25 protein-coding genes and 1 riboswitch are annotated in these 26,146 nt (G+C 71.6%); of the genes, 17 read left to right on the forward strand and 8 right to left on the reverse strand.

Annotated elements, in window-relative coordinates; all coding sequences use genetic code 11:
* Window positions 1-205: 205 nt before the first annotated feature.
* From OWR29_RS06725 to OWR29_RS06775, 11 genes are all read left to right on the forward strand, one after another.
* Entirely contained in the window at window positions 206-1,735 is a 1,530-nt protein-coding gene (locus OWR29_RS06725; RefSeq protein ID WP_267561902.1) for a DedA family protein, read from the forward strand.
* An 11-nt stretch (window positions 1,736-1,746) separates the two neighbouring features.
* A complete protein-coding gene (locus OWR29_RS06730) occupies window positions 1,747-2,973 on the forward strand; it encodes a sensor histidine kinase (RefSeq protein ID WP_267561637.1) in 1,227 nt (408 codons plus the stop codon).
* On the forward strand, window positions 2,961-3,605 hold the full coding sequence (locus OWR29_RS06735; RefSeq protein WP_267561638.1) for a response regulator transcription factor: 645 nt from the start codon (window positions 2,961-2,963) through the stop codon (window positions 3,603-3,605). The genes OWR29_RS06730 and OWR29_RS06735 overlap by 13 nt, the downstream gene beginning before the upstream one ends.
* 120 nt (window positions 3,606-3,725) lie before the next feature.
* Window positions 3,726-4,451, forward strand: a complete 726-nt coding sequence (locus OWR29_RS06740) for an ABC transporter ATP-binding protein (RefSeq protein ID WP_267561903.1) — start codon at window positions 3,726-3,728, stop codon at window positions 4,449-4,451.
* Between the two features lie 4 nt (window positions 4,452-4,455).
* Complete coding sequence (locus OWR29_RS06745; protein ID WP_267561639.1) at window positions 4,456-6,624, forward strand: FtsX-like permease family protein; 2,169 nt, start codon at window positions 4,456-4,458, stop codon at window positions 6,622-6,624.
* Between the two features lie 54 nt (window positions 6,625-6,678).
* Entirely contained in the window at window positions 6,679-8,058 is a 1,380-nt protein-coding gene (locus OWR29_RS06750; RefSeq protein ID WP_267561640.1) for a M14 family zinc carboxypeptidase, read from the forward strand.
* Window positions 8,059-8,133: 75 nt separating this feature from the next.
* Window positions 8,134-9,141: an iron-siderophore ABC transporter substrate-binding protein gene (locus OWR29_RS06755; RefSeq protein WP_267561641.1), complete on the forward strand. Its 1,008-nt coding sequence runs from the start codon at window positions 8,134-8,136 to the stop codon at window positions 9,139-9,141.
* A 6-nt stretch (window positions 9,142-9,147) separates the two neighbouring features.
* Window positions 9,148-10,173 (forward strand): FecCD family ABC transporter permease, encoded by a 1,026-nt coding sequence (locus OWR29_RS06760; RefSeq protein ID WP_267561642.1) that lies wholly within the window; start codon window positions 9,148-9,150, stop codon window positions 10,171-10,173.
* Window positions 10,170-11,201 carry a FecCD family ABC transporter permease gene (locus OWR29_RS06765; protein WP_267561643.1) on the forward strand — a complete coding sequence of 344 codons (1,032 nt, stop codon included), beginning with the start codon at window positions 10,170-10,172 and terminating at the stop codon, window positions 11,199-11,201. The genes OWR29_RS06760 and OWR29_RS06765 overlap by 4 nt, the downstream gene beginning before the upstream one ends.
* A complete protein-coding gene (locus OWR29_RS06770; RefSeq protein WP_438872560.1) occupies window positions 11,198-12,028 on the forward strand; it encodes an ABC transporter ATP-binding protein in 831 nt (276 codons plus the stop codon). The genes OWR29_RS06765 and OWR29_RS06770 overlap by 4 nt, the downstream gene beginning before the upstream one ends.
* Window positions 12,029-12,044: 16 nt before the next feature.
* Window positions 12,045-12,785, forward strand: a complete 741-nt coding sequence (locus OWR29_RS06775) for a DinB family protein (RefSeq protein WP_267561644.1) — start codon at window positions 12,045-12,047, stop codon at window positions 12,783-12,785.
* On the opposite strand, the gene OWR29_RS06780 is transcribed toward OWR29_RS06775, so the two are convergent.
* Genes OWR29_RS06780 through OWR29_RS06790 form a run of 3 tightly spaced genes read right to left on the reverse strand, consistent with a single transcriptional unit; the run spans window position 12,746 to window position 15,362 of the window.
* The gene (locus tag OWR29_RS06780) at window positions 12,746-13,642 is read right to left on the reverse strand and encodes a class I SAM-dependent methyltransferase (RefSeq protein WP_267561645.1); all 897 of its coding nucleotides are present in this window, start codon (window positions 13,640-13,642) and stop codon (window positions 12,746-12,748) included. The two genes, OWR29_RS06775 and OWR29_RS06780, sit on opposite strands and share 40 nt — an antisense overlap.
* Window positions 13,639-13,938, reverse strand: coding sequence for an Rdx family protein (locus OWR29_RS06785; RefSeq protein ID WP_267561646.1), 300 nt, complete (start codon window positions 13,936-13,938; stop codon window positions 13,639-13,641). The genes OWR29_RS06780 and OWR29_RS06785 overlap by 4 nt, the downstream gene beginning before the upstream one ends.
* An 11-nt stretch (window positions 13,939-13,949) precedes the next feature.
* Window positions 13,950-15,362 carry an MFS transporter gene (locus OWR29_RS06790; RefSeq protein WP_267561647.1) on the reverse strand — a complete coding sequence of 471 codons (1,413 nt, stop codon included), beginning with the start codon at window positions 15,360-15,362 and terminating at the stop codon, window positions 13,950-13,952.
* 77 nt (window positions 15,363-15,439) lie between these two features.
* Here OWR29_RS06790 and OWR29_RS06795 point away from each other — a divergent pair, with 77 nt between their 5' ends.
* Window positions 15,440-16,102, forward strand: a complete 663-nt coding sequence (locus OWR29_RS06795) for a TetR/AcrR family transcriptional regulator (protein ID WP_324291223.1) — start codon at window positions 15,440-15,442, stop codon at window positions 16,100-16,102.
* Here the strand turns inward: OWR29_RS06795 and OWR29_RS06800 are convergent.
* A complete protein-coding gene (locus OWR29_RS06800; RefSeq protein WP_267561648.1) occupies window positions 16,092-18,005 on the reverse strand; it encodes a hypothetical protein in 1,914 nt (637 codons plus the stop codon). The two genes, OWR29_RS06795 and OWR29_RS06800, sit on opposite strands and share 11 nt — an antisense overlap.
* Window positions 18,006-18,108: 103 nt before the next feature.
* On the reverse strand, window positions 18,109-18,561 hold the full coding sequence (locus OWR29_RS06805) for an Hsp20/alpha crystallin family protein (protein WP_267561649.1): 453 nt from the start codon (window positions 18,559-18,561) through the stop codon (window positions 18,109-18,111).
* A gap of 214 nt (window positions 18,562-18,775) precedes the next feature.
* On the opposite strand from OWR29_RS06805, the gene OWR29_RS06810 reads away from it, so the two are divergent.
* Genes OWR29_RS06810 through OWR29_RS06820 form a run of 3 tightly spaced genes read left to right on the forward strand, consistent with a single transcriptional unit; the run spans window position 18,776 to window position 22,187 of the window.
* The gene (locus OWR29_RS06810) at window positions 18,776-19,960 is read left to right on the forward strand and encodes an MFS transporter (RefSeq protein ID WP_267561650.1); all 1,185 of its coding nucleotides are present in this window, start codon (window positions 18,776-18,778) and stop codon (window positions 19,958-19,960) included.
* 27 nt (window positions 19,961-19,987) lie between these two features.
* Window positions 19,988-20,992 (forward strand): zinc-dependent alcohol dehydrogenase, encoded by a 1,005-nt coding sequence (locus OWR29_RS06815; protein ID WP_267561651.1) that lies wholly within the window; start codon window positions 19,988-19,990, stop codon window positions 20,990-20,992.
* Window positions 20,993-20,996: 4 nt separating this feature from the next.
* Window positions 20,997-22,187 (forward strand): NAD(P)/FAD-dependent oxidoreductase, encoded by a 1,191-nt coding sequence (locus OWR29_RS06820; protein WP_267561652.1) that lies wholly within the window; start codon window positions 20,997-20,999, stop codon window positions 22,185-22,187.
* Between the two features lie 28 nt (window positions 22,188-22,215).
* On the opposite strand, the gene OWR29_RS06825 is transcribed toward OWR29_RS06820, so the two are convergent.
* Window positions 22,216-23,109, reverse strand: coding sequence for a LysR family transcriptional regulator (locus OWR29_RS06825; protein WP_267561653.1), 894 nt, complete (start codon window positions 23,107-23,109; stop codon window positions 22,216-22,218).
* A 70-nt stretch (window positions 23,110-23,179) separates the two neighbouring features.
* Here OWR29_RS06825 and OWR29_RS06830 point away from each other — a divergent pair, with 70 nt between their 5' ends.
* Entirely contained in the window at window positions 23,180-23,542 is a 363-nt protein-coding gene (locus tag OWR29_RS06830; RefSeq protein ID WP_267561654.1) for a YybH family protein, read from the forward strand.
* A 20-nt stretch (window positions 23,543-23,562) separates the two neighbouring features.
* Here the strand turns inward: OWR29_RS06830 and OWR29_RS06835 are convergent, their stop codons facing one another.
* Window positions 23,563-23,895 carry a transglycosylase family protein gene (locus OWR29_RS06835; RefSeq protein WP_267561655.1) on the reverse strand — a complete coding sequence of 111 codons (333 nt, stop codon included), beginning with the start codon at window positions 23,893-23,895 and terminating at the stop codon, window positions 23,563-23,565.
* A gap of 5 nt (window positions 23,896-23,900) precedes the next feature.
* A riboswitch (cyclic di-AMP (ydaO/yuaA leader) is annotated at window positions 23,901-24,058 on the reverse strand.
* A 127-nt stretch (window positions 24,059-24,185) separates the two neighbouring features.
* On the opposite strand from OWR29_RS06835, the gene OWR29_RS06840 reads away from it, so the two are divergent.
* Entirely contained in the window at window positions 24,186-25,424 is a 1,239-nt protein-coding gene (locus tag OWR29_RS06840) for a saccharopine dehydrogenase family protein (RefSeq protein ID WP_267561656.1), read from the forward strand.
* Here the strand turns inward: OWR29_RS06840 and OWR29_RS06845 are convergent.
* Window positions 25,405-26,052 carry a TetR/AcrR family transcriptional regulator gene (locus tag OWR29_RS06845; RefSeq protein ID WP_267561657.1) on the reverse strand — a complete coding sequence of 216 codons (648 nt, stop codon included), beginning with the start codon at window positions 26,050-26,052 and terminating at the stop codon, window positions 25,405-25,407. The two genes, OWR29_RS06840 and OWR29_RS06845, sit on opposite strands and share 20 nt — an antisense overlap.
* Window positions 26,053-26,146: the final 94 nt, after the last annotated feature.

The raw sequence follows: 26,146 nt of genomic DNA on the forward strand, positions 1-26,146 counted from the left end.
AAAGCATCCGGCGGCCCCGGAACACGCCATTCAACACGCCGGGTAACCCGGACGATCGATAGCCGAAAAGGGGATGCGCAATAAGACGTTTCGGCAGCGCTAATTCGGGATAAGGAATTTCCGGAGTGTCTGTGCCCCCATGTTCTTAGGGGGATTTCACCGATCCGCCTCGGGTGTTCGCGTTCCTAGGCTGCTCAGCGTGCGGATGGTCGGCGATCTGATCGGGGCACTGCCCGCGGGGCTGGTGCTGATCGTCGTCGCCGCGCTGGTGACCGCGGAGGCGGCGCTGCTCGCCGGGCTGGTGCTGCCCTCGGCGACGGCGCTCGTCGCGCTGGGCCTGCTCGCCAACGAGGGGGTGGTGCGCATCGGGCCGGCCGCGCTGGTCGCGACGGGGGCGGCGGTCCTCGGAGGCACGGGCGGATACGTCGCCGGTCGTCGCCGGGGACCGCGGGCGCGCTGGGTCAAAGAGAGACACTGGCGGCGGGCCGAGCGCATCTTCGACCGGCACGGCGGGCGGGCCGTCTTCTTCGGACAATGGGTGGTCGGCGCGCGGACGCTGGTGCCCCGGCTGGCCGGGATGAACGGCGTGCCCTATCGCAGATTCGCCGCGTGGCACACCCCGGCCGCCGTGGGCTGGACGTTGTGGCTGGTGGTGGGCAGCTATCTGGCCGGCGCCTCGTACGACGTGCTGGCCGCGCGGGCCGGCCGGGCCGGGGGAGCGCTGGCCGTCCTCACCGCGCTGCTGATCGGCCTGGTGCTGGCCGGCCGCTGGCTGGGCGATCACCCGCCGAGCGCGCCGGCCTGGCTGCCCCACCGCCTCGCTCTCGACGCCAGGCCGCTCAACCGCAAAATCAACGGCTTGGTGCGCGGACGGCTGACTCCCGTGCTCACCAGCCTCGGAGCGCTGGTCTTTCTGGCTGCCCTCCTGGTCGCCGTCATCCCGCTGATCGTGCAGCTCAGCGGCCTGGCCGCGACCGACGAAGCCGTCACGGACTGGGCGCGCGGCCAGTGGACCTCCGACGGCTACCGCTTCGCATTAGAACTAGCCACCTCGGTCAGCCCAGAAATCCTGCTCGGTGCGGCGGCCGTCGTCGCCCTGGTACATGCCTGGTGGCAGCGCCGCGATCTGCTCGACAGTCTCGCCCCGCTGGCGCCCGTGGCCGTCCTCATGCTGGTGCTGGCCGTCGTCTCGCCGCCCTCGTGGCAGGGCCCGCCCGAGGCGATCTTCCCGTCCGCCGCCGAGTACGACGGCCCGATGCCGCTGGTCGTGCGCGGCGCCGGGGAGGCGCTGAGCGAGGCCGGTCCGGCGCTGGCGTCCATGGCCGCCGGTCAGACCGCGCTGCTCGCCGCGGTGATCGGTCTGCTCGCCTGGCTGCTGTCGCGCCGCCTCACTTGGCCGCGGTGGGTCGCAGTGGGCACGACGGCCGCGGCCGTTCTCACCGTCTGCGCCGGCTCGTGGGTCTACCTCGGCTGGAGCCGCCTGAGCGAGACGATCGCCGCGCTGATCCTCGGCGTGGCCTGGGCGGTCCTGAACGCCGCCATCTGGGCGACGCGAGGGGCGGCGCGAGAGCCGGGGCGAGGGGCGGCGCGAGAGCCGGGGCGAGGGGCGGCGCGAGAGCCGGCGCGAAAGGAGGGGCGAGGGGCGGCGCGAGAGCCGACGCGAGAGGAAGGGCGGGAGCCGGCCGTGACGACCGGGCCGCCGAGCGAGGCCCGGCGGCTCGATCGCGTGCCTTAAGGTCACGGGTTATGACCCTCGACGGGCTGCGCCGCCGCACCCACGCGGCCGTCGACGCCCTCGAACGGCTCGTCGGCGGGCTCGGCACGGCGGTTCTCGCCCTGGCCCTGGTGTTCTGGCTGTTCATCGTGGCGCTCACGAGCCTGGCCGGCGTCGGCCTGGTGTTCGCGCCCTCGGCCGCCAAGGCCGTGCGCGCCGTGGCCGACCGGGAACGGGCCCGCCTCTCTCGCTGGGGCCCCGAGATCATCGGTCCCGAGCCGCTGCTGTCCGGCCTGCACGCCTGGACCGACAAGGCGCTCTGGCGCGAGGTGGTGTGGCTGGTCGAGCACGCCACGCTCGGCTTCGTGGTCAGCATCTTCGGCCTGACCATCCCGCTCTCGGCGGTGCAGGACCTGACGTACCCGTTCTGGTGGTGGTCGGTGCCGCCCGACTCGGCCCCCGGGCTGGTCTTCTGGCCGGTGCACAACCAGCTCGACGCCCTGGCCGTCGGCCTGTACGGCGTGGCCTGGCTGGTCATCGGCTTCTTCGGCGGCCCCTGGCTGGCCCGGGCCCAGGCCTGGCCCGGCCGCCGTCTGCTCGCCCCGCCGCCCGGCACCGACCTCTCGCTGCGCATCGTCGAGCTCACCGCGACCCGGGCGGCCGCCCTCGACGCGCACGCGGCCGAGCTGCGCCGCATCGAGCGCTCGCTGCACGACGGCGCGCAGAACCGCCTGGTCGCGGTGAGCGTGCTGCTCGGGGCGGCCCGGCGGGCGGTCGCGCGCGACCCGGCCACGGCCGGCGACGTGCTGGAACGGGCTCAGGAGGCGGCCGAGCAGGCCCTGGCCGAGCTGCGCACGGTCGTCCGGGGCATCCTGCCGCCGGTGCTCGACGGCCGCGGGCTGGACGGCGCGCTGGCCGGCCTGGCCCACGACTGCGCCGTGCCGTGCCGCCTCGATGTCGACCTGCCGCACCGCTGTGCCGCCTCGGTCGAGGCCACCGCCTACTTCGTGGTGGCCGAGGCGCTGACCAACATCACCAAGCACAGCGGAGCGACCGCGGCCGGGGTCACCGTCCGCATCCAGGATCAGAAGTTGAAGATCAGCATCGAGGACAACGGCCGCGGCGGCGCCGACGAGGACGGCGGATCCGGGATCACCGGCATCCGGCGGCGCGTGGAGGCGTACGACGGAAACTTGACCTTGACCAGCCCGGCCGGAGGGCCGACGACCCTGCGAGTGGAGCTGCCGTGCGGATCGTGATCGCCGAGGACGACGCGCTGCTGCGGGAGGGCCTGGCGCTGTTGCTGCGGGCCGAGGGGCTGGACGTGGTGGCGACGGCGGAGGATCCGGACGCTTTCCTGGCCGCCGTCGACGAGCACAAGCCGGACGTGGCGATCGTCGACGTGCGCATGCCGCCCACCCACACCGACGAGGGCATCGTGGCCGCCGTCGAGGCCCGCCGGCGGCTGCCCGGCCTCGCCGTGCTCGTGCTTTCGGCGTACGTGGAACAGGCCTTTGCCACCGACTTGCTGGCCGGGGGCGCGGCCGGCCTGGGCTATCTGCTGAAAGAGAGGGTGGGCCGGGTCGAGGAGTTCCTGGAGGCGCTGCACCGGGTGGCCGACGGGGGCACGGCCGTCGACCCCGAGGTGGTCGGCCTGCTGCTGGCCCGCAACCGGCCGGACGACGCGCTGGCCCGGCTGAGCCCGCGCGAGCGCGACGTGCTGGCGCTGATGGCCGAGGGGCTGGGCAACACCGCGATCGCCGAGAAGCTGGTGGTCACCGAGGGCGCGGTGCACAAACACATCCGCAGCATCTTCGCCAAACTCGACCTGGCCCCGGACGACCGGGCCGACCGTCGCGTGACCGCCGTGCTGCGTTACCTGCGGCAATAGCGCCAAGTACAGCAGGCTGTACCTGGAAGACGCCCGCTGGCTTCATCGATCTTCACCGCTGCCGAAAATAGCGTTTCCGGTGTCAGCAATCGACACCGAGAGGCGCTTGAGATGAACGACATGCTCGCGGTCCGGGTGGAGGGCCTCACCCGGACGTACACCACCGACGGGCAGCCGGTCACGGCCCTGGCCGGGGTGGACGCGGCCTTCGCCCGCGGCACGTTCACCGCGGTGATGGGCCCGTCCGGCTCCGGCAAGAGCACCCTGCTGCAGACCGCCGCCGGCCTCGACCGCCCCTCGTCGGGCCGGGTCTGGGTGGGCGACACCGAGCTCTCGAAACTGTCCGAGACGAAGCTGACCGAGTTGCGGCGCGACCGCATCGGCTTCGTCTTCCAGTCCTTCAACCTGATCGGCGCGCTCACCGTCGAGGAGAACATCCTGCTGCCCTCGAAGCTGTCGGGGGAGAAGCCGGACTGGCACTGGCTGGGCAGCGTGATCGAGCGGGTCGGCCTGACCAACCGGCTGACCCACCGCCCGGCCCAGCTCTCCGGCGGGCAGCAGCAGCGGGTGGCCATCGCCCGCGCCTTGGCCGTGCGGCCCGACGTGGTCTTCGCCGACGAGCCGACCGGCGCCCTCGACACCGAGACAGCGGCCGAGGTGCTGGCGCTGCTGCGCTCGATGGTCGACGAGTTCGGCCAGACCGTCGTCATGGTGACCCACGACCCGGTCGCCGCCTCGTACGCCGATCGCGTGCTGGTGCTGGCCGACGGCCGGATCGTGCGCGACCTGCCCCAGGTGGGCGCCGAGAAGATCGCCGAAGTTCTCGCCACGCGGTGGAAGGCCTGACGTCATGATCAAGCTAGCGATGCGCCTGCTGCGGCAGCGCCCCGGAACCTCGATCGCCACCCTGGTCGCCCTGGCCGGCGGCGTGATGATCCTGATGAGCCTGGCCGTCTTCGTGCAGTCCGGCCTGCAGTTCAAGCCCGAGCCCAAGCAGTTCGCGGCGGCCGACGTCGTGGTCGCCCACCGCCACATCACCGTCTCCACAAAGGAGTTCGACGGCGAGACGACGACGAGTGAGGTGCCGCTGCCCGAGGGCACCGTCCCGGCCGGCCTGGCCGACCAGATCCGGGCGCTGCCCGGCGTCACCGATGTCCAGGCCGTCGGCGTTCAGGGCGGCCGGGCGAGCGCCATCGCGATCAAGGCACCGGCCGGGACCCACGCGGCGATCGACAAGCTCGCGACGGAGGCCGGGGTCGAGTCGTACGCGGGGGACGAGCGCGGCTGGGCCGAGTGGTCCACCTCGATCGAGGCCCGGTCGCTGCTGGTCGAGGCGGGCTCGGCCTTCGGCGGGTACGTGGTGCTGCTGATCGTCTTCGTGGTGGCCGGCACGGTCGGTCTGTCGGTCCGGCACCGCCGCCGCGACCTGGCCCTGCTGCGGGCGGTCGCGGCCACCCCTTCCCAGGTACGTCGTCTGGTGGTGGCCGAGGCGGCGGTGGTCGGCCTGGCTTCGGCCGTGATCGGGGTGCCGGCCGGGCTCTGGGCCACCCACTGGACCCACGACCAGATGGTCGCCCGTGGCTTTCTGCCGGCCGACTTTCCGATCGTCAATCCCGCGCTCGGCGCCGTGGTCGCCATCGCGCTGACCATGGGAGTGGCGGTACTGGCGGCCCGGATCGCGGCCCGGCGGGTGGCTCGGATCCGGCCGGCCGAGGCGCTGGGCGAGATCGCGGTCGAGCCGCCCAAGGGCGGTCGCATCCGCCTCGCCTTCGGGCTGCTCACGCTGGCCGGGGCCGGGGTGTCGGTGTTCTTCGCGGCCGGGTTGTCGGGCACGGCGGCGCTGGCCGCCGCGATCGGGATGCTCTACCTCTTCGTGATGGCGATCGCGCTGCTGGCGCCCTGGGTCAACGGGTTCGCGGCCCGGGTGCTGGCGCCGGTGTTGCGTACGGTCTGGGGAGTCTCGGGCGATCTGGCGGTGGCCAACCTGCGGGCCAACGCGAAGGGCATGTCGGCCGTGCTGAGCGCGCTCGTGCTGTCGGTCGGGTTCGGCGGCTCGGTCTGGTTCCTGCAGGACAACTTGCAGCGGCAGACCGTGGCCCAGAGCCGCGACGGCATGCTGGCCGACCGGGTGGTGACCGCTCCTCGAGGGCTGACGGCGGCGTCAGTGGCCAAGGTGCGGCAGATCCCCGGCGTTGAGGCGGCGACGGGTGTCCGGCGTACGTCGGTGGTGGTCCGCATCTTCGACGGCGCCGAGCCGGCCGTGGCCCGGGCCGCCGATCCGGCCCAGCTCGCGTCCACCATGGACCTCAAGGTGCGCGAGGGCAGCCTGGCCGGCCTGACCGACGGCACGATCGCGGTCTCGGCCCTGCAGGCGTCGTCCTCCAGCTGGAAGGTGGGCGACACGGCCGACATGTGGCTGGCCGACGGCACCCCGGTCAAGCCGCGCGTCGTCGCCATCTACGACCGGGGCCTCGGCTTCGGCGACGTCCTCCTGCCGCAGAGCGGCGGTACCTACGACGAGCTGCTGGTTCGCACTCGAGGCAACGCCGACCAGCCGCTCGCCGCCTTCGGCACGGTCACCACGGCCGGCCAGCTCACCGGACAGCTCAGCCGCGACCTGGCCGTCAGCGCCTGGCTCAACAAGCTGCTGATCACCGTGATGGTCGGCTACGCGGCCCTGGCCGCCGGCAACACGATGGTGATGGCGGCGCTGGCCCGCAGCCGCGAGCTCGCCCTGCTGCGGCTGGCCGGGGTGACCCGGCGTCAGGTGCGGCGGATGGTCAACGCCGAGCAGGTGGGCCTGCTGGGCACGGCGCTCACGGTCGGCGCGGCCATCGCGGCGGCCACGCTGATCGCGGTGGTGCACGCGCTGACCGGCACGTTCCTGCCCTACATCCCGCCGCTGGGCTGGGTGATCGTGCTGGGCGGCACGACGGCACTGGCCCTGGTCACCACCATCCTGCCGGTGAGCCGCCTGCTCCGAACTCCGCCGGTGCGCGCGGCGGGCACGAAGGAATAGCGGCTGCGCTGGTGCGCGCGGCGGGCACCAAGGAGTAACGAGGAAGATGGCCGGGTGGACAACCTTCCCGCCTGGCTCCTCGCCGAGATCGAGACCGTGCCGGCCTACCGGGCCTTCGCCGGGGTCGACGACCTGCACGCCGGGCTCCGGCGGATCGCGGACCGTCACCCCGGCGTCGCGTCGTTGCGGCGCTGCGGCAGCTCGCGGCAGGGCAACCCGCTGTGGTGCCTGACCATCGCCTCGGACACCCCGGACGCGCCCGAGGCCCTGGCCTTCGGCCTGCCCCACCCGAACGAGCCGATCGGCGGCCTGACCGCCCTGCACCTGGCCGAACGCCTGTGCGCCGACCCGGACCTGCGGGCGCGGCTGGGGCACACGTGGCGGATCGTCGACTGCGCCGATCCGGACGGGCTGCGGCTCAACGAGGGCTGGCTGGACGGGCCGTTCACCCGGGCCCACTACGCCGAGCACTTCTACCGTCCGGCCGGGCGCGACCAGGTGGAGTGGACTTTCCCGGTCAACCACGAGGACGCGTACTTCGACGAGCCGATCCCCGAGACGCAGGCGCTCATGCGGCTGATCGACGCCCACCGGCCGGCCCTGATCGCCTCGCTGCACAACAGCGAGCTGGGCGGGGCGTACTACTGGCTCAGCCGGGCCGAGCCCGCCCTGCACCCGATCCTGCAGCGGGTGCCCGAGCACCTGGGCATCCCGCTCGACCGGGGCGAGCCCGAGGCGCCCGACCTGGTGCTGCTGGACGACGCCATCTACGAGGCGACGCCGCTGGCCACCGTCTACGAGCGCACGATGGCCCGCAACGAGCCGTGGATCTTCGAGGGCGGCAGCACCACCTGGTACTCCGGTCGGTGGGGCTCGTTCATGCTGGTCAGCGAGCTGCCGTACTGGCTCGACCCGCGCGCCGGGGACACATCGCCGGCCGGGGTGAGCTACGCCGAGGCGCTGGCCGCCAACGCGACCGGGATCACCGATCTGGCCGAGCTTCTCACCCGTACGCTGGCCTCGGTCGAAAGCCACCTGCTGGCCCCGGCCTCGCCGTTCTGGCGGGCCGCCCGCTTCTACGCCGCCATGCTGGACGGCACCGGCCCGGCCCGGCTGGCCCGCAGCAAAGAGGCCGCCTCCGACCGTCCGGCCACCGTCGCCGAGGCCACCTCGCTGGCGCTCAATGTGCACGAATACCGCCTGCGTTATGGCGGCATCCTGCGGCGCGCGCTGCGGGGCGAGGCCGCAGTCGGCAATGTGCGCGGGAAGATCCGGGCCGCTCTGGCCGAGGTGGAGCAGCGGTACGCCGAATGGCTGGCCGAGGACGCGCGAGTGGCCGAATTGGAGCCGATCGAGATCCGCCGGTTGGTCGGCGTGCAATACGCCGCGACCATCGCGGCCGCCGCCCATTTGGCGGGACGTTTGGAAATGTGACCTGAACGGCTCTGACTTGCGGATATGGTGATGGCCGTTAGGTTAGGCTCACCTTTGAATCTTGATGGAGCCTTCATGCGTCTGCCATTTTCCCGCGCTCGCCGGCTGCTTCCGGTAGCCGTTCTCGGCGCCGTCGTCGCCCTGTCGGGGTGCTCGACGAGCGGCACCGACGACGACGCGGCCCCCGATACGGCCTCCTCGGCCGCCTCACAGTTCCCGGTCACGATCACCACCGCGTTCGGCGACGTGACGGTCAGCAAGCAGCCCGAGCGGGTGGTCGCGCTGGGCTGGAGCGACGCCGACGTGGCTCTCTCGCTCGGCGTGCAGCCGGTCGGCGCGGCCGACTGGCTGGCCTTTGGCGGCGACGGTCAGGGCCCGTGGAACGCGGGCAAGTACACGACCAAGCCCGAGATCCTGGGCACGCTCGAGCTCGACATGGAGAAGGTGACCGCCCTGCGGCCCGACCTGATCCTCGACACCCGCTCGAGCGGCGACAAGGCGCGCCATGACCAGCTGGCCGCGCTCGGCGTCCCGGTCATCGACGTCCCCAAGGGCGGCGAGATGTACCTGACGTCGTGGGAGCAGCAGCTCGACATGATCGGCACGGCGCTCGGCAAGCAGGCCGAGGCGGCCAAGCTCAAGAGCGACCTGGACGCCAAGTTCACCACCGCCGCCGCCGCGAACCCGAAGTTCAAGGACGCCACGGTGGCCGCGGTGGCCCGCACCGGCGACGGCTGGGGCGCCTACGTCACCGGCGACGGCCGGGTCGACTTCCTGACCAAGCTCGGCTTCAAGAACGCGCCCGCCATCGAGGCCCTGAAGAAGGACTCGTTCTACATCCCGCTCTCCAACGAGCAGCTCGACCTGGCCGACGCCGACCTCACCGTCGTGTTCCTCATCCAGTCCACGCTCGACCAGGTCAAGAGCGACAAGCTGTTCCAGGCCGTGCCGTCGGTGAAGGCCGGTCACGTGGCCTACATGGACAACAAGGACATCTCCAACGCGTTCTCCAGCGCCTCGGTCGGCGGGCTCTCGTACGCCGTCGACCAGGCGGTGCCGCTGCTGGCCGCTCCTCTCGGCTGACCACCGGTGCCGGACACGGACATCCGGCACCGCAGGGCCGTCGTGCTCACCACCGGACTGGTGGTGATCGCGGCGGCCCTCGCGGGCGCCGCACTGCTGAGTCTCGCCGTCGGCGCCCGCGACGTGCCGTTCGGCACGGTGCTGCACGCGCTCGTCAATCCCGACCCGAACTCCACCAACGACCTGATCGTCACCGAGTCGCGCCTGCCCCGCACGATCGTCGGTCTGCTCGCCGGGGCCGCCTTCGGGCTGGCCGGGGGCGTGATCCAGGGCGTCACCCGCAACCCGCTGGCCGACCCCGGGATCCTGGGCGTCAACGCCGGGGCCGGGCTCTTCATCGTCGTCGCGATCAGCTTCTTCGGCATCACCAGCCTGACCGGGTACGTCTGGTTCGGCTTCCTCGGGGCCGCGGTGACCTCGGTGCTGGTCTACACGATCGGCTCCATAGGCCGCGGCGGCGCGACGCCGGTCAAGCTCGCCCTCGCCGGCGCCGCGGTCACCGCGGCGCTGATCTCTTTCACGACGGCCGTGCTCATCACCGACGTCGACGCCTACGACCAGTTCCGGTTCTGGCAGGTCGGCTCGCTGGCCGGGCGGGGCACCGACATCGCCGTGCAGAGCGTGCCGTTCCTGATCGCCGGGGCGCTGCTGGCCTTCTATTCGGCCCGCGCGCTCAATGCGCTCGCTTTGGGCGACGACGTGGCCACCTCGTTCGGGCAGAACGTGCTCGTGGCCCGGCTCGTCGCGGCCGGCGCGGTCGTGCTGCTGTGCGGCACGGCCACCTCGATGGCCGGGCCGCTGGTCTTCATCGGCCTGGTCGTCCCGCACATCGCGCGGTCGATCACCGGGCCCGACCACCGCTGGCTGCTGCCCTACTCGATGCTGCTGGCGCCGCTGCTGCTGCTCATCGCCGACGTGATCGGCCGGGTCGTGGCCCGTCCGGGCGAGGTGCAGGTCGGCATCGTCACCGCGATCATCGGGGCGCCGATCTTCGTGGCCCTGGCCCGTCGCGAGAAGCTGGCCGAGCTGTGAGCGCGGGAGTGGTCGAGGCGACCCGGCGCCGCGAGACCGGCCGGGCCCGTACGGTCGCCGTCGCGCTGTTCGTCGCGGTGATCGCGATGTACGCGCTCACGCTGTCGTACGGCGAATTTCAGATCTCGTTGCCCGACGTGGTCCGCTCGCTGTTCGGGCTGCCCACCCCGGCCGGGGTGGACTACATCATGCACGACCTGCGCCTGCCCCGGGCCTCCGTCTCGGCGCTGGCCGGGCTCGCGTTCGGCCTCTCCGGGGCGCTCTTCCAGCAGCTGCTGCGCAACCCGCTGGCCAGCCCGGACGTGATCGGCGTGAGTCAGGGCGCGACCACCGCCGGCATCGTGACGGTGCTGCTGCTGGGGCTGGACGGGGGCGTCGCCGCGGCGGCCGGTCTGGCCGGCGCGGTGCTGACCGCCCTGACCATCTATGCGCTCTCGTGGCGCAAGGGCGTCGGCGGCTACCGCTTCATCCTGGTCGGCATCGGCATCGGCACGGTGCTGACCAGCATCACCTCGTACATTCTGACCCGCTCGGACGTCAAGATCGCGGCCGAGGCGATGATCTGGCTGACCGGCAGCGTCAACGGCCGCACGTGGCCCCAGATCGTCCCGCTCGCCGTCGCGCTGGTGATCCTCGTGCCGCTGGCCCTGATCCTGGGTCGCACGCTCACCGGCATGCAGCTCGGCGACGATCTGGCCACTGCTTTCGGCGTACGCGTGCAGTGGAGCCGCTTCCTGCTGCTGATCATCGCGGTGTGCCTGGCCGGCATGGCGACCTCGGCCGCCGGTCCGATCGCCTTCGTCGCATTCATGTCGGGGCCGATCGCGGCCCGGCTGGTCGGCGGCGGCCGTCCCGTGCTCGTGCAGGCCGCCCTCGTCGGCGCCCTGCTCGTGCTCGTCTCCGACTTCATCGGCTCGCACCTGCTGGGCTCCCGCCAGTTCCCGGTCGGCGTCGTCACCGGCGTCATCGGCGCCCCCTACCTGCTGTGGCTGCTGGCCACGGCCAACCGCTCCGGCCGAGGAGGCTGACCGTGCCCTTGGATCTGCAGGCCGAACGGCTGTCGCTGGGATACGGCGAGCGGACCATCGTCCGCGACCTGACCATGCACCTGCCCACCGGCAAGGTCACCATCATCGTCGGGCCCAACGCGTGCGGGAAGTCGACGTTCCTGCGCGGGCTGGCCCGCCTGCTGCCGGCCTCGTCGGGGGAGGTGCTGCTCGACGGCAAGTCGATCCACGCCACGCCCAGCCGCGAGGTCGCGTTGCGGCTCGGCATCCTGCCCCAGGGCCCGATCGCGCCCGACGGCATCACGGTGACCGACCTGGTCAGCCGGGGCCGGCACGTGCACCAGGGCTGGTTCCGGCGGTGGAGCAGCGACGACGACGACGCGGTGACGGCCGCCCTGACCGCGACCGGCACGCTGCCGCTGGCGGCCCGGCCGGTCGACGAGCTCTCGGGCGGGCAGCGGCAGCGGGTGTGGATCGCGATGGCCCTGGCCCAGCGCACCGGCATCCTGCTGCTCGACGAGCCGACCACCTATCTGGACATCAGCCACCAGGTCGAGGTGCTGGATCTGCTGACCGACCTCAACGAGGCCGAGGGCACCACGATCGTGATCGTGCTGCACGAGCTCAACCTGGCCTTCCGCTACGCCGACCACCTGGTGGTGATGAAGGACGGCGCCGTGGTGACGGCCGGTGATCCCAACGACGTGCTCTCGGCGGAGATCATCGAGGACGTCTTCGGGATGCGCTGCCGGCTGGTGAACGACCCCATCTCGGACACGCCGATGATCGTCCCCATCGGCCGCCACCGCGTCGGTTCCCACAACCCGGAAGGTGATCGTCCGGAATAGGGCCTAGCCTGCGGGGATGGCTGACTTCGAGCACGAGGATCTGAGCGGGTCCCGGTTCAGCTTCGTCGACCTGCGCCGCTCCGTCTTCCGGGACACGGACTTCTTCGGGACGGTGATGCGCGGCGTCGAGCTGGTCGACGTGACAGTCGACGGCGAGGTGCAGAACCTGGTGATCAACGGCGTCGACGTGGCGCCGCTGATCGAGGCCGAACTGGACCGGCGGGACCCGGACCGGCCCAGGATGCGGCCCACCGATCCGGCCGGGTTCCGCGAGGCGTGGGACATCGTCGAGCGGTTGTGGGCGGGCACGGTCGAGCGGGCCCGCAAGCTGCCGGAAGACCAGTTGCACGTGTCGGTGGAGGGCGAGTGGTCGTTCATCGAGACGCTGCGGCACCTGGCTTTCGCCTCCGAATCATGGGTGCACCGGGCGATCCTGGGCGACCCGTCGCCGTGGCATCCGCTGTCGCTGCCGTGGGACGGCATGCCGGACACGCCCGGGGTGCCGCGCGACCGTACGGTCCGGCCCACCCTCGACGAGGTCCTGGCGCTCCGGCACGACCGGATGGCCACCGTCCGGGGGGTGATCGACGGGCTCACCGACGAGTCGCTGGCGGCCGATACGACACCGGTCGAGGGTGCGGGCTGGCCACCGCCGCAGGCGTTCCCCGTACGGAAATGCCTGTCGATCGTCCTCAACGAGGAGTGGCAGCACCGGCTCTACGCCGAGCGCGACCTCGACGTGCTTTTCGCGCGCTGAAAGTGCCACAGGATCGCCACCGGCGACGGGGCCGACGCCGCCTGATAGGCCTCGGGCGCCTGGCCGACCAGACTCCACGGCCAGGTGTCCCACTCCTCGATGGGGAAGCGCTCGCCGACGGCACCGTTGTCGCGAGGCTCGGCGCAGGCCCGCACTTCGAGACCGACGGGTAGGGCGGCAGCCAGATAGTCGCTGGCCCGGTGCTGGTACGAGGGGATCAGGGCCGGCTCGTCGTCGTGCGTGCGGACGTGCGGCATCGAACCGAGCAGCACCCGCTCGTGGTGGATGTCGGTGACGATCAGGTGGCCGCCCGGCTTGAGCACCCGGGCCAGTTCGGCGAAGGCCGGCCGCAGATCGGGCAGGTGGGCCAGGGCCAGCGCGCAGACGACCAGGTCGGCGTGCTCGTCCGGCACCGGCAGCCGGCTGAGGTCGCCCTGGTGGAACTCGGCCGTCGGCACGCGTACGCGGGCATGGGCCAGCATGTCGGGCGAACTGTCCACTCCGGTCACTCGGAAGCCGAGCGACGCCAGGTGCTGGGTGTGCCGCCCGGTGCCGCAGGCGGCGTCGAGGGCCACGCCGGGCTCGAGTGCCCCGACGACCTCGCGGACGAACGGTTCCTCGTACGCGAAAAGGCCGTTGCCCGGTTGGTCGTAGGTCTCGGCCCACACCCGGTAGCCGGTGACCGTGTCGACGGCGCGCGCCTCGACCCCGCCGGTGAGGCCCGGGTCGTCGAGCAGCTTGCGGATCTCGGCCACCCGCGCCTCGGCGAAGGCGCGGTCGTGCTCACCCCCGTAGGCCCGCAGCAGGGCAAGCCCTTCGACACCGAGCAGATAGTGCAGCGGCTGCTGATAGATCACGGCTCGCTCACTTCTGTGTGCACGCGGTCGGAGTGGCCGAGCGAGCGGCCGGGCGCGATCCGGTCACGCACCAGCCGCTTCAGCTCGGTCAGCTCCGGGTGGCCGCTCTCTTTCCGCGACCAGATCACCTCGTCGTCGAGCCGGATGTCGAACACCCCACCCGTACCGGGAACCAGAGCCACTTCGCCCAGCTCTTTCTGGAACGTGGTGAGCAGCTCTTGCGCCGTCCACGCGGCCCGCAGCAACCAGCGGCACTGCGTGCAGTACTCGATCTCCAGGCGGGGTGTTCTCGTCACAAGCGCCGAGTCTAGGCGGGCTCGAGCACCGGCTCCTCGTCCTTTTCCGCGGGCTCGGCCGAGCGCAGCGACCAGAGCGCGATCGGGATGCCCACCGCGACCAGCGCCGCCGCCACGACCAGCGAGAACTGGTAGCCCTCGAGGTAGCGGTGCAGCTCGGTGCCGCTGGCGGCGTTGGAGCGGTTGGTCAGGATGGCGCCGAGGATGGTGATGCCGAGCAGCCCGAACACCTCACGTGAGACGTTGAGCATGCCCGAGGCGATGCCGGCCCGGCTCAGCGGCAGCGCGCCGACCACGACGTTGTTCAGCGGCACGAGCAGGCCGCCGCCGACGCCGTAGACCAGGAACCAGGGCAGCAGGTCGAGATACGAAGTTCCTTCGCCGTACGAGGAAATGCCCGCCACCGAGACGGCCATCAGCGCGAGCGCCGCGGCCACCGTGCGCCCGGCCCCGAACCGTGCCTCGAGCCGGGGTGCGAGGGTGGCCATCACCGCCATGACCAGCGCCATCGGCACGAACGCGGCGCCCGCCTCGGTGGGCGAGAAGCCGAGCACGTTCTGCATGTAGATGGCCGTGTAGAAGTAGATGCCGAAGACGCCGAACGCCCACAGCCCCATGGCGAGCAGACCGCCGCTGAACACCCGCATGCGGAAGAAGGCCAGGTCCATCATCGGGTTGGCCGACCGGGCCTCGATGATCACAAAGGCGATGGCGCTCGCCGCCGCGACGGCGAAGCCGGCCAGGATGAGCCCCGACGTCCAGCCTCGCGATTCCCCTTCGATCAGGGCGAACGTCAGCGCGAAGAGCGCGAGCGACGAGGTGGCCAGGCCGGGCAGGTCGAGACCCCGGTTCGTGCCCCGCCGGCCGGCCGGGATGCTCCAGGCGGCCAGCGCGGCGGTGGCCAGGCCGATCGGCGCGTTGATCAGGAAGATCCAGCCCCACGAGGCGTGCTCGCTGAGCCAGCCGCCGGTCAGCGGACCGAAGGCCAGAGCCAGCGCGCCCACGCCGCCCCAGACGCCGACTGCCGTGGCCCGCTCGCGCGGATCGGGGAACAGCGCCGGCAGCAGGGCCAGCGTGGCCGGCGTCAGCAGCGCGGCGCCGATGCCCTGGACGGCCCGGGCGCCGATCAGCATCTCCTGGTTCTGAGCCAGGCCCGCGACCACCGAAGCCACGGTGAACACGGCCAGGCCCGAGAAGAAGGCCAGGCGCATGCCCAGCACGTCGGCGATGCGGCCGCCGGCCAGCAGCAGGCCCGCGAAGACCAGGATGTACGAGCTGGCGATCCACTCCAGGCCCTCGATGCTCAGCCCGAGGTCGCGCTGGATCGAGGGGAGGGCCACGTTGACCACGTTGTTGTCGAGGTAGGTCATGAAGGTGCCCAGCGCCACCGCGACCAGCGCCCACCACCTGCGGTTCTTCTCCATCGCGTCCCCCTGTACGACGTACCTGTACGTTGTAGATGTACGTCGTACATGAGACCTGTACGTTGTATGGTTGTCAAGTGGCGGCAGAGAGACTGAGCAGGGTGACGGTGGCCGAGGCGGCGCTCCGCCTGGGCGACGACGAGGGCCTGGACGCGGTGACGATCCGCCGGCTTGCGACCGAGCTGGGCGTCACGCCGATGGCGCTCTACTGGCACTTCAAGAACAAGGATGAGCTGCTGATCGGCATCCTCGACCACGCCCTGTCGACCGTCCGGGCCGACCGCAGCGTCGGCGACCCGTGGCAGAAGCAGCTGCGCGCGATGATCGAGGCGCTGGTCGACGTCTGCCGCCGGCACCCGGTGCTGCCCGACCTGCTCCACTCGGTCGACAAGAATCAGGTGACCAGCTTCACCCGGGCCACCGAGGACGCGCTGGCCCTGCTGGCCGAGGCCGGCTTCGACGTGCAGGAGGGCTTCTGGATCGGCAGCTACCTGCTGCACGGCGCCATCGGCCTGGTCGACGCGCAGCCCGAACTGCCGGTCAACGTGCCGGCGGCGGAGGGGCGCGAGTGGCGGCGGCAGCGGCGGCTCGAACTTGAGTGCCTGCCCGTCGACCGGTTCCCCATGATGGTGCGGTTCGGGGCCACCTACGCCGGCGAGCCCGAGGTCGAGCGGTACTACGCGTTCGGCATCGAGCTTCTGATCAACGGTGTCGAGGCGTCGGCCCGCCCTACTTCGTGAAGGTGAAGTACTTGTAGCCGCCGTACGTGGTGGTGTTCACCGTGTCGCCCGACTTGCCGTAGAGGTAGGAGGCTCGTACGCGATATTTCAGCCCGATGGTGTGGGTGCCGGCCAGTTCGTTGTAGGCCTGATTGCCGTACAGCTTGGAATAGGCGTTCATCCACGGCCGCCACTGCTTGCCGTCGTGGAACTGGATCTCGAGATAGGCCGAGCGGCCCGGGTACGGCGACATGCTCGTGATGAAGCGCGGATCCACGGTCGAGCGCAGGAAGTGGTACGAAACCGAGCCGATGTTGCCGGTGCCGTAGTGCCGGTCGAGCGCGACCGAAACGCTGACCTTGGTGGCGACCGTCGACCGGGCGGTGCGGGCCGGGGTGAAATTGTCGCCGCGGAAGATCGCCGATATCGTGGTGGTGCGGGTCAGCTTGAACGGCGCGGTCACGACGCCCTGGCTGTTGGCGACGGCCTTGCGCACCAGGCGATTCGGCTGGTCGGTGCCGTACGGGTCGGCCCAGATCTCGACCGTGCGGTTCGACGAGGTGGCGCCGAGCTTGGCGGTGAAGGTCACCGTCGTCCCGGCCGCGAACGTGCTGCCGTTGCGATCGATGCTGAGCGTCGTCGCCTTGACCGTGCCCACCTGGAAAGACTTGGTGACGGTGACCGGCGTGTAGTCGGTGTTGCCGGCGAAAGCGACCGTGTAGGTGACCGTGCCGCTGCGCGTCGGCTGGTCGCTGATCGAGAAACGACCGTTCGCCGGTACGGTCGTCGGCCCCACCCGGCGGCTGCCGGCTGCATCCTTACGGGTGATCACCACGGGCAGCCCGGCCGGAACCGGGTTGCCGAAGACGCCGGTGATCGTGGTAGTCCGGCCCAGGTCCACCTTGGACGGCACGGTCAGCTGCAGCGACGTGGGCAGCTTGGCCGGGTCGCCGAAGATCTGCAGGGTGTACTGGCTGCCGCTGCCGGCCACGCCGAACAGGCGCGGGCCGTCCGGCTGCCCGGCCAGGCCGCCGGGCTGCAGCGTGCCGCCGCCCTGCACGGTGAACTGCTTGGCGGGCGTGGCCGAGCCGGACGCGAACACCGAGACGGCCTTGGTCGCCGTGCCGCCGATGCCGATGGCCACCGTGCCGTCGGCGCGCACGGCCACGGCGTTGCCGTCGGCGCCGGCGCTGTAGCTCTGGATCGTGCTGAGGTCGGCCGGCTTCACCGCGCGGGTCAGGCTCTGCGGGCCGGCCGCGAGCAGGCGGCTGCCGTCGGCGGTGAAGATCAGGTCCCGCGTACGACCAAGGTCCTTGGCCACGGAGGCGGCGGGCTTCGCGGTCGAGACGTCGAAGACGGTGACGTTTGTTCCGCCGGCGGCGACGAGCGAGCTGCCGCTGCCGGTGAGGATCGGCGCCTCGTCGAACGTGGTGGCGATGACGTCCGGGATCGGCTCGGGTTCCTCCTCGCCGCCGCGCGGCAGCTTGCCGATGGCGCCGTCCTCGTCGCCGAACCACAGCGCGTTGCCGGCCTCGGCGAGCGTGGCCGGGTGCACGTCGGCGTCGGTCCGGTAGGTCTCGATCTTCTTGCCGGATTCGTTGAAGGCGACGATCGCCTTCTGGTCGGGCACCGCGGCGTAGACGTCACCGTCCTTGGCCAGCAGCAACCCGCTCACGCCGGCGAGGTCTTTCTCGGTCGACTTGACCACGCCGGCGTAGTCGGTCGTGATCACCTGGCCGGCGGCCGGGTCGCTGATGTAGACCCGCTGGTTCGCGCCGTCCACCACGATGTCGCCGAACGAGGTGATGGGCAGGGCGACCTTGAGGTCGATCGCGGCGGCCGGGCCGGGGGCGCTCAGGGCGAACGCGGTCGAGCCCGCGACGAGGGCGGCCGACAACGCTGCTCGCGTGATCCGATGAGACACGTCGGGCATCGTACGGGCGCGGGCGGCGGGCATTGATCGGCCGAACGGATCGACGCCCGCCACCCTTTGATCGCCTCTTACGTCGTGGCCTCTTAGTAGCCGCTTACTTTGTGGTCTCGCCTTCGAGCACTCGCTCGTCGCGCGACTCGGCGGTGGTGATGGCGATGCGCCGCGGCTTGGCCGCCTCGGCCACCGGGATGGTCAGCGTCAGCACGCCGTCCTGCCAGGTGGCGCTGATGCGGTCGAGGTCGAGGCCGTCGCCCAGGGTCAGCCGCCGCTCGAACGAGCCGGTCGCCCGCTCGCGGCGCAGCCACTGCACCTCGGCGTCGGTGCGCGGCGAACGCTCGGCGCGGATGGTCAGCACGCGCCCGTCGACGCCCACGTCGACCGAGCCGGGGTCGACGCCGGCCAGGTCGCAGTGCAGAACGAAGTGGTCGCCCGAGCGGTAGAGGTCCATCGGCATCGCGATCGGGGCGGTGCCGCCGTTGCCGGACGCCCCCAGCATCTGGCCGGCCAGACGGTCGAACTCACGGAACGGATCGAAAGTCAGCACCACGGGATCCACCTCCTGCAGACAGCCCGCCGGCCTTTCCGGCGGTGCGCGTGGCGCTCGGCTCAGATCAAATGCGCCGAGGTCGTGCGGCTCGTCCCGAGGTGGCTCATCACCGCGGTGAGCAGCAGCGACAAGTAATTTTTTAGCACTGTCCCCCAAGGAGTGCCAAGCCCTTCCGGCGAAATTTTTGTCGGAGGCCGCCGGTAGGTTCGAGGCCATGAGTCGTACGCGTGCATGGGTCGCCCTGGCGGCGCTGTCGCTCGGCGCGTTCCTCTACGTGACGGTCGAGACGCTGCCGATCGGCCTGCTGGCCGCCATGGCCACCGACCTGGGGGTCAGCGAGTCCTCGGTCGGTCTGCTGGTCACGGCGTACGGGTTCGTCGTCGTGGTCGTGACGGTGCCGCTCACCCGGCTCACCTCGTCCTGGCCGCGCCGCCGCCTGCTGGTCGTGCTGCTGGCCCTCTTCGCCGTCGCCACGGCCCTGTCCGCGCTGGCCATGAACTATCCGTCGCTGCTGGCCGCCCGGGTCGCGATCGCGGTGAGCCAGTCGGTCTTCTGGGCGGTCGTCACGCCCGCCGCGGCCGGCCTGTTCCCGGCGCATCTGCGGGGTCGCGCGATCTCGATGGTGTTCGCCGGCAGCTCGACCGCGCCGCTGGTCGGCGTCCCCCTCGGCACCTGGCTGGGCCAGCAGGCCGGGTGGCGGCTGCCCTTCCTGGCCCTGGGCGTGCTGGGCCTGGCCGTGCTGGTCGTGGTGCTGATCCTGCTGCCCGAGACGCCGCGCGGCACCGGCGCGGCCGACCGCGGCACAGCGCCCGACGCCGGCCGCTACCGCATGCTGGTCGTCGCGAGCGCGGTTACCGTGTCCGGCGCGTTCGTCGCGTTCACCTACATCGACCCGTTCCTCACCCGGGTCAGCGGCTTCGACCATTCCGCGCTGGGCCCGATCCTGTTGCTGCGGGGCGTGGCCGGCCTGCTCGGCGTCGTGGTGGCCGGCCTGGTGGTCACCCGGTGGGGCTGGCCGAGCTGGCTGGCCGCCACGGTCATCCAGGCGGTGGCCCTGGGCGCCCTGTTCGCCTTCGGCAGCCATCAGGTGGCCGCGGCCGTCGCCACCGCGCTGGCCGGCTTCGCGCTCTCCGGCGCCGCCTCGATCCTGGGGGCCCGGGTGCTCGAGGTCGCCCCCGGCACTACCGACATGGCCGGCGCCGGCACGTCCACCTCGTTCAACGTCGGCATCACGGCCGGTGCCCTGCTGGGCAGCGTCCTGCTGAGCAACGTCGGCCCCCGCGCCCCGGTCCTGGCCGGCGCCACCCTGAGCGTCCTGGCCCTGCTGGTGGTGCTGGCCGAGCCCCGCTTCGCCACCAGCCGCAGCCCCTTGCCGGAAAGAGCGGGCGCCGATGTCTGACGCCCGGCCGCGCGGCAGACTGATGGCATGCGCGCATTCGTGATCACCGGGCCCGGCCGGTCCGAGGTCGTCGACGTCGAACCGCCGGTGGCCGGCCCGGGCGAGGTGGTCGTCGACGTCGAGCGGGCCGGCGTCTGCGGCACTGACATGGAATTCCTCAGCGGCGAGATGGCCTACCTGGCCACCGGCGACGCCGCCTATCCGGTGCGCATCGGGCACGAGTGGAGCGGCACGGTGTCGGCGATCGGGGCCGAGGTCGATCCGTCGTGGCTCGGCCGCCGGGTCACCGGCGACACCATGCTCGGCTGCGGCAAGTGCGCTCGCTGCACCAACGGGCGGCAACATCTGTGCGCCGACCGGTACGAGATCGGCATCCGCCGGGGCTGGCCGGGCGCCCTGGCCGAACAGCTGCCGGTGCCCGCGAAGGCCTTGTTCGCGCTGCCCGACGAGGTCGACGCCACGCTGGGCGCGCTGGTCGAGCCGGGCGGCAACGCGCTGCGCGCGGTCCGGGCGGCTCAACCCGCGCCGGGCAAGACCGTGCTCGTCCTCGGGCCGGGGACGATCGGCCTGCTGGTCGCGATGTTCGCCCGGGCCGGCGGGGCGGAGGTGCACCTGCTGGGTGCGACCGCCGAATCGCTGACGTTCGCCCGCTCGCTCGGCTTCGACCACACGTGGACCAGCGACGAGCTGCCCTCCGTGCCCTACGACTCGATCGTCGACGCCACCAACGCGCCCGCGCTGCCGGCCTTCGCCCTCGAACGGGTCGAGCCCGGCGGGCGGGTCGTCTGCATCGGCATCGCACCCGAACCGTCCCTGGTGGACACTCGTCAGGCCGTGCTGAAAGACGTTACGCTCACCGGCATTCTGAGCGCTTCCGGCGGGCTGGGCGAGACCGTCGAGGCGTACCGGTCCGGGGCGGTCGACCCGAGGCTGCTGGTCGCCGAGACGGTGGGGCTGGACCAGGCGGCCGAGGTGCTGGCCGGTCGGCGCCGCGGATCGGCACCGAAAATACACATCGATCCCCGAGGGTGAAGCGATGAGCTACGTGGTGGTGGGCGGCGGGCTGGCGGCGGCCAAGGCGGTCGAGGCGCTGCGGGACGAGGGCTACGACGGTCCGGTCACCCTGATCGGGGCCGAGGTCGACCGGCCGTACGAACGTCCGCCGCTTTCGAAGGGCCTGCTGCTCGGCGCCGACGAGCCCGAGAGCGTCTTCGTGCACTCGCTCGCCTGGTACGACGAACACCGCGTCGACCTGCGGCTGGGCGCCACCGTGACCGCCGTCGACCGGGCGGCCAAGGTCGTGCGGCTGGCCGGCGGCGACGAGGTGGCCTACGAGCGTCTGCTGCTGGCGACCGGCTCGACGCCCCGGCCGCTGCCGGTGCCCGGCGGGGAAAGAGCGCTTCTGCTGCGTACGCTGGCCGACTCGCACCGCATCTCCGAGGCCGTCACCGCGACCACGCGCCTCGTGGTGGTCGGCGCCGGCTGGATAGGTCTCGAGGTCGCGGCGGCCATGCGCAGCCGGGGCGCGCAGGTGACCGTGATCGGGGCGACCGCCCTGCCGCTGCAGAAGGTGCTCGGCGACGAGATGGCCTCCGTCTTCGCCGACCTGCACCGGGCCAACGGCACCGACCTGCGGATGGGCACCCACGTCACCGAGGTCACCCCGACCGAGGTCGTGCTGGCCGACGGCACCCGCCTGCCGGCCGACGTGGTGGTGGCCGGCGTGGGCGTCACCCCGAACGTCGCCTTGGCCGCCGAGGCCGGCCTGGCCGTCGACAACGGCGTGCTGGTGTCGTCCAGCCTGGCCACCAGCGACCCCGACATCTTTGCCGCGGGTGACATCGCCCACCTCGAGCACGCCTTCCTCGGCCGCCGGATCCGGGTCGAGCACTGGGACGTCGCCATCCACACCGGCCAGGCCGCGGCCCGGGCGATGCTGGGGCGCGAGGTGGCGTACGACCGCCTGCCCTACTTCTTCACCGACCAGTACGACCTGGGCATGGAATACACGGGCGCCGCGCCCCTCGACGCCGAGGTGCTGGTCCGCGGCGACGTGGCGGCCCGCGAGTTCATCGCGTTCTGGCTGGTCGACGGCCGGGTGGCAGCCGGCATGAACGTCAACATCTGGGACGTGGCCGACCAGATCGGCGACCTCATCCGCTCCCGCGCGGTCGTCGACCGCAAGCGGCTGACCGACCCCTCGGTCCCGTTGACAGACCTCAGCTAGCGCTGCCCTCGGTCGCTTTGACGGGGCCTCAGCCCGCGGTGTCTTCGGTCGCGGTGAAGCAGCGGTTCAGGTGGGGCAGCAGGGCGGCCACGGCGGGGCTGACGCGTGGGCGCCAGACCAGGGCGAGTAGCGCGGGAATCCGTACGCCCTCAATGGGAATGGCCTTGAGCTGCGGAAAAGCGGCGGCCATGGACTCGCTGAGCACGGCCAGGCCCAGGCCCCGAGCCGCCAGCTCGACGACGGCGCCCGGCGCCGAGGCGACCAGCACCACGTCGGGGAACAGGCGCTCGGCGAGGCAGGAGTCGTCGAGAACCGTGCGGATGCCGGTGCCGGACGGCAGCGTGACCAGCGGATGGGAGGTCAACTCCCGTAGCGACATCCGATCGAACCGCGCGGCCTCCGATCCGGGCGGAGCCAGCGCGACCAAGCCTTCGCTCACGATGACCTCGGATGCCAGATTCTCCGGTGGCCCGCCGGCCACGCCGACCAGCGCCACGTCCACGGCGCTCACCCGGACGCCGGCCACCAGACGGTCGGAGTTGTCCTCGACGAGATCCAGTTCGATCGCCGGGTGCTCGCGATGGAAGGCGGCCAGGGCGGCGAACAGCGGCTTCACCTCGCAGCCGGTCACCATCCCGACGGTGAGCTGCCCCCGCACCAGGCCGCGCACCTCGTCGACCGCCAGTTTCAGGTCGGCCACGGCGTCGAGCGCCGCTTTCGCGTACGGCAGGGCGGCGCTGCCCGCCTCAGTGAGCCGGGCCGTCCGCGCCGAACGGTCGAACAGCGTCGTGCCGAGCTCGTGTTCCAGCGTCTTGACCTGCGCGCTCACGCCCGACTGGCTGATCCGGACGCGCTCGGCGGCCCGGGTGAAGTTGGCTTCCTCGGCGACGGTGACGAAGTATTCGAGCTGCCGCAGTTCCATAACCGCGGATTCTAGTTCCGATAAGAACTATGCGTTGGACTTGTGGATGGCGCCGGAGAAGCATGAACTCATGGCAGAACGAGAGAAGGCACAACGGCCCGAAGACCTGACTCGCCTGTTCGTCGAGCGCGCGAACGCCAAAGACGCCGAGGGCCTGGCCCTGCTCTACGAGGAAGACGCGGTCATGGCCTATCCGCCCGGTCAACAGACGGTCGGCCGCGCGGCGATCCGGCGGCTCTGGGCCGAGGCGTTGCCCCACATGCCGGCCTTCACTCCGGAAGAGCCTCTGCCCACGCTGATCAGCGGCGACCTGGCCCTGACGGCGACCCCGCCGAATGACGGCGCCGGCGCCCGGGCCCAGGTCGTCCGCCGTCAGCCCGACGGCACCTGGCTGCGTGTTCTCGACCAGCCCGAGTTCATCTCCAAGGGCTAGTCGCGTCTTGTTTCGAAGGGCTAGCCGTGTCGGCCGCAGGTGGGCCAGGCGCCCAGCCCCTGCCCGTCCAGCACGCGTTCCGCGATCTGGATCTGCTCGGCCTTGGTGGCCTGGTCGGCGGTGGCGGCGAAGCGTGACCCGCCGTAGGCCCGCCAGGTGCTGCGGCTGAACTGCAGGCCGCCGTAGTAGCCGTTGCCGGTGTTGATGCTCCAGTTGCCGCTCGACTCGCAATGCGCGATGGCGTCCCAGTTGACGTCGGCCGGCGCGGCCTCGGCCACGGCCGGGGCTCCGAGCAGCGTGGCGGCGGCTGCCGCGACGAGGGAAAGGCAGGTCGAATTCTGATTTTGTGGCATGACAGAAGTCCTCCACGCCTGCGAGGTCAGCTGTCGGGTTCGGGCTGAGGCGCCCGGCCGCACGATCTCTTCCGGAGACCGTGACGGCTTCACCCCGAGGCGCGCGGACGCGCCGAGGAACGTGGGTCCCCCGCTCCATGCCGTGAGTGGGTCGTACCGCGGGCGGCGGCAGGACTCGGCGTTCCGCCCGAGGTATCCGCAGGGTGCGGACGAAAGTGGGTAAGGAAGCAAACGGATCGAGACTAAACCGGCCGAGCGCCTTCGCGGGCGCTGATGCAGAATCCACCTTTATGAGCGATCGCGTGCGGGATTACGACATCGTCGTCTACGGCGCCTCCGGGTTCGTCGGCATCTTGACCGCCCGTTACCTGGCCGAACACGCCCCGGCGGGCACCCGCGTGGCGCTGGCCGGCCGGTCGGAACCGAGGCTGGCCGCCGTCCGCGACAAGCTCGGCGTCGACTGGCCGGTCGTCGTGGCCGACGCGGCCGACACCGACGCCCTCGCTCGCCTGGCCGCCTCGACCCGAGTCGTGATCAGCACCGTGGGGCCCTACCTGAAGTACGGCACCCCGCTCACCAGCGCCTGCGCCGAGGCGGGAACCGACTACGTCGACCTGACCGGCGAGGTCGTCTTCGCCCGGCAGAGCATCGACGCCAACCACGAGCGGGCCCGCGCGACCGGCGCCCGCATCGTGCACTCCTGCGGCTTCGACTCCATCCCGTCCGACATCGGCGTGCACGTGCTGGCCCGGCAGGTGGCGGCGGACGGCGCGGGAGAGCTCACCGACACCACGATGGTCGTGACCAGCATGCGGGGCGGGGTCAGCGGCGGCACGATCGACACGTTGCGCCACCAGATGGACGTGATGAAGGGTGATCGCCGGCTGCGGCGGGTGGCCGCCAGCCCGTACTCGCTGAGCCCCGACCGCGACGCCGAGCCCGCCCTCGGCCGGCAGAGCGACACGGCCACGGTCAGCGGCGCCGAGGTCCACCCCTCGCTGCGCGGCACTTTGGCGCCGTTCTTCATGGCCTCCTACAACACGCGTGTGGTGCGCCGCAGTAACGCTCTGCGCGCCCACCAGTACGGTCGCAAGTTCCGCTACCGCGAGACGATGAGCGTCGGCACGTCGCCGCTGTCCCCGGTGATCGCGAACGGCGTCAAACTGGGCTTCGGGGCGCTTGTGGCCGGGCTGATGCTGCCGCCGACCAGGTTCGTGCTCGACCGTGTGCTGCCCAAGCCCGGCACCGGCCCCAGCGAAAAGGCGCAGCGTGAAGGCCACTTCACCGTCGACTTCTTCACCACGACGACCACCGGCGCCCGCTACACGGCCCGCTTCCGAGCCCAGGGCGACCCGGGCTACGCGGCCACCGCGGTGATGCTCGGCGAGTCGGCGCTGACACTCGTGCACAACCGAGAGGCGCTGCCGCCGTCCGAGGGCGGCGTGCTGACCCCGGCCACCGCCCTCGGCGACGCACTGGTCGACCGCCTGCGCGCCGCCGGCATGGAAATCACCGCCCGCCGGCTTTGATTGCGGTTTCGGCCATGGCCAGGGCGATGCCGGTCAGGTGCTCGGCCAGGTCGTCGGGGTCGCCGGCCATGTCGTGCGAGATCCAGTCGATGATCACTTCGCTGAGGCCCGCCACCAGGGCGAGCAGCGTACGGTCGTACCCAATTTGATCTTTGGGGGTTCCCACCGCACGCTGCAGCACGGCCGCGACGAACTGCGCGTCCTCGCGCAGCACACCGCGGCGGCGGGTCTCCATGCGGGGAGCGTTCACATAGATCACGCGGGCGCTCTCCGGATTGCTGCGGAGCAGCGAGATCAAGGTGTGCAGAGCCGGCCGGAACAGCTCGGCGAGGTTGCCCGGTTTGTCGGGAACCGACGCTGCGACACCGCGCAGCAGCCACTCGTTCTGCTCGCGGTTGACTTTGAGCAGCAGGTCGGCCCGATCGGCGAAGTGCTCGTAAAAGTACCTTTTGGACACCCGGGCGGCGGTGCAGACGTCAGCCACCGTGACGTCCTCGTAGTCGCGCGTGCCGAAGAGGTGCACCGCCGACGCCACGATCCGGGCCCGCCGCTCGCTGGCCCGTTCCTCGCGTGACCGCCCGGCGTAGGTCTCGCCCCGCCGGGTCGCCGTCGTGGTTGGTTCCTCCACGGCAACTACGTTACGACTACCGGGATCATCCCACGCGCCAACCCTCCACATTGGTCGGAGACCCACAGCTCAGGCCCAAGATCCGGACATCATC

Source organism: Paractinoplanes pyxinae, assembly GCF_026626335.1.
Taxonomy (GTDB): Bacteria; Actinomycetota; Actinomycetes; order Mycobacteriales; family Micromonosporaceae; genus Actinoplanes; species Actinoplanes pyxinae.

What these genes read in the sequence shown, in the direction of transcription:
- OWR29_RS06835 (WP_267561655.1), bottom strand. Translation starts at nt 23,895, where the DNA reads ATGCCACAAAATCAGAATTCGACCTGCCTTTCCCTCGTCGCGGCAGCC.
- OWR29_RS06790 (WP_267561647.1), bottom strand. Translation starts at nt 15,362, where the DNA reads ATGGAGAAGAACCGCAGGTGGTGGGCGCTGGTCGCGGTGGCGCTGGGC.
- OWR29_RS06755 (WP_267561641.1), top strand. Translation starts at nt 8,134, where the DNA reads ATGCGTCTGCCATTTTCCCGCGCTCGCCGGCTGCTTCCGGTAGCCGTT.
- OWR29_RS06830 (WP_267561654.1), top strand. Translation starts at nt 23,180, where the DNA reads ATGGCAGAACGAGAGAAGGCACAACGGCCCGAAGACCTGACTCGCCTG.
- OWR29_RS06820 (WP_267561652.1), top strand. Translation starts at nt 20,997, where the DNA reads ATGAGCTACGTGGTGGTGGGCGGCGGGCTGGCGGCGGCCAAGGCGGTC.
- OWR29_RS06825 (WP_267561653.1), bottom strand. Translation starts at nt 23,109, where the DNA reads ATGGAACTGCGGCAGCTCGAATACTTCGTCACCGTCGCCGAGGAAGCC.
- OWR29_RS06730 (WP_267561637.1), top strand. Translation starts at nt 1,747, where the DNA reads ATGACCCTCGACGGGCTGCGCCGCCGCACCCACGCGGCCGTCGACGCC.
- OWR29_RS06740 (WP_267561903.1), top strand. Translation starts at nt 3,726, where the DNA reads ATGCTCGCGGTCCGGGTGGAGGGCCTCACCCGGACGTACACCACCGAC.
- OWR29_RS06745 (WP_267561639.1), top strand. Translation starts at nt 4,456, where the DNA reads ATGATCAAGCTAGCGATGCGCCTGCTGCGGCAGCGCCCCGGAACCTCG.
- OWR29_RS06810 (WP_267561650.1), top strand. Translation starts at nt 18,776, where the DNA reads ATGAGTCGTACGCGTGCATGGGTCGCCCTGGCGGCGCTGTCGCTCGGC.
- OWR29_RS06775 (WP_267561644.1), top strand. Translation starts at nt 12,045, where the DNA reads ATGGCTGACTTCGAGCACGAGGATCTGAGCGGGTCCCGGTTCAGCTTC.
- OWR29_RS06725 (WP_267561902.1), top strand. Translation starts at nt 206, where the DNA reads ATGGTCGGCGATCTGATCGGGGCACTGCCCGCGGGGCTGGTGCTGATC.
- OWR29_RS06840 (WP_267561656.1), top strand. Translation starts at nt 24,186, where the DNA reads ATGAGCGATCGCGTGCGGGATTACGACATCGTCGTCTACGGCGCCTCC.
- OWR29_RS06815 (WP_267561651.1), top strand. Translation starts at nt 19,988, where the DNA reads ATGCGCGCATTCGTGATCACCGGGCCCGGCCGGTCCGAGGTCGTCGAC.